General features: G+C 41.8%; 1 protein-coding gene. It reads left to right on the top strand.

Annotated elements, in window-relative coordinates; genetic code table 11:
- Positions 1-274: 274 nt before the first annotated feature.
- Positions 275-1,471: a pyridoxal phosphate-dependent aminotransferase gene (locus ESA94_RS21300; RefSeq protein ID WP_129132985.1), complete on the top strand. Its 1,197-nt coding sequence runs from the start codon at positions 275-277 to the stop codon at positions 1,469-1,471.
- Positions 1,472-1,814 lie beyond the last annotated feature (343 nt).

Here is a 1,814-nt window from a genome sequence, read left to right on the forward strand (position 1 = left end):
CTTTCCTAACTAACTCATTGAAAAACACTCACTTCATACACCTAAAGAACTGCCGCTTTTCGCTTGCGGGTTGCAAAGGTAACAGCTTCGCACATTACAATCCAAACCTTTTTTAAAGTATTTTGAAGATTGTTTACCTAATTCTCTTGAAAGCCTTGCAAACACTGCATTCTATCAAAAAAAAAGTTTTGTACTTTTTTCATGAGGGAGTAAACAAGTGCATCTTTTATGCTGATACTAATAAATGTAAGCCCCTCCCTTATCTTTGCTTCCTATGTTATCCATAAGTAAACGTGGTGAGGAAATGCCGGCCTCCCCTATTCGTAAATTAGTTCCGTTCGCAGAATCAGCTAAGAAAAAAGGCATTAAAGTTTATCATCTCAATATCGGTCAGCCGGATATTGAAACACCTCCCGCCATTGTTGATGCGGTAAAACATGCCGATATACGGGTTTTGGAATACAGTCACAGTGCAGGTAATGAAAGTTATCGCCGTAAACTGGTGCAGTATTATAAAAAAGTAGGAATTGGTGTTGCCTATGACCAGATCATGATCACAACAGGTGGCAGCGAAGCCATCATGTTTGGTTTTTTTACCTGTTTAAACCCTGGCGACGAGGTAATTGTACCAGAACCGTTTTATGCCAACTATAATGGTTTTGCCTGTGCCGCAGGTGTAACTGTAAAACCTATTACATCGCATATTGAAAACGGGTTTGCGCTGCCCCCGATTGAAGAGTTTGAAAAAGTGATCAGCAACAAAACAAAAGCCATTATCATCTGTAGCCCCAACAATCCAACAGGTTACTTATATAGTAAAGAAGAAATGTATAAGCTGAAGGACATATGCCTGAAATATGATCTTTACCTTTTCAGCGATGAGGCATACCGTGAATTTTGTTATGATGGTGAATATGTAAGTGCAATGCATATTGATGGGATGGATGAGCATGTTGTACTGATGGATACCATCAGCAAACGATACAGCGCCTGTGGTGCAAGAATCGGGGCATTGGTAACAAAGAATAAAGCGGTGTATGATGCTGCCATGAAATTTGCGCAGGCAAGGTTAAGTCCGCCCGGGCTTGCCCAGATTATGGGAGAAGCAGCGATTGATTTGCCCGACACTTACTTTGAAGCACCAAAAACAGAGTACTTAAGCCGTAGGGATCTGTTGGTAAAACGTCTCAATGCTATGGACGGTGTTGTGTGCCCTAACCCGGGTGGTGCTTTTTATGCAATGGCCAAACTTCCCATCGATGATTCTGATCTTTTCTGCCAATGGTTGCTGGAATCATTTTCTTACCAGGGAGAAACATTAATGCTGGCACCTGCAACCGGCTTTTATGGCACACCCGGCTTAGGCAAACAGGAAGTACGTCTTGCGTACGTGCTGAATACAGGAGCCTTGGACCGTGCAATGAATTGTTTGGAAGAGGCGTTGAAGGTTTATCCGGGAAGAACAAACTGAGAATACTTTGACTGATAAAAAAAGTCCTCCAATGGAGGACTTTTTGTTTTGTACCGGAGAGCAGACTTGAACTGCCGACCTTCGGGTTATGAATCGAGCTTTTCAGCCTAAGTTCTTATTAAATACCTTGATTATAAATAAACTATGCAGGTAACTTTTTTATAAAATTAGCTGTTTTTATACTAAAGTGTTAATGGTAGTGTTAACGCTGCTTATTGGTGGAAAATCCACTCAAATTGACCCCCTGCTACCGGCTTAATGTGACCCCCATTCGCCAGACCAATGTGACCCCCTGCGGCCATTTCAAACTGACCCCCTGAAGTTGATAAAAAGATTAGTTGTT

It is taken from the genome of Lacibacter luteus (assembly GCF_004118265.1).
GTDB classification, from domain to species: domain Bacteria; phylum Bacteroidota; class Bacteroidia; order Chitinophagales; family Chitinophagaceae; genus Lacibacter; species Lacibacter luteus.

Excerpts from the sequence above, each read along its gene's own strand:
- ESA94_RS21300 (WP_129132985.1), top strand. The coding sequence starts at position 275 with ATGTTATCCATAAGTAAACGTGGTGAGGAAATGCCGGCCTCCCCTATT.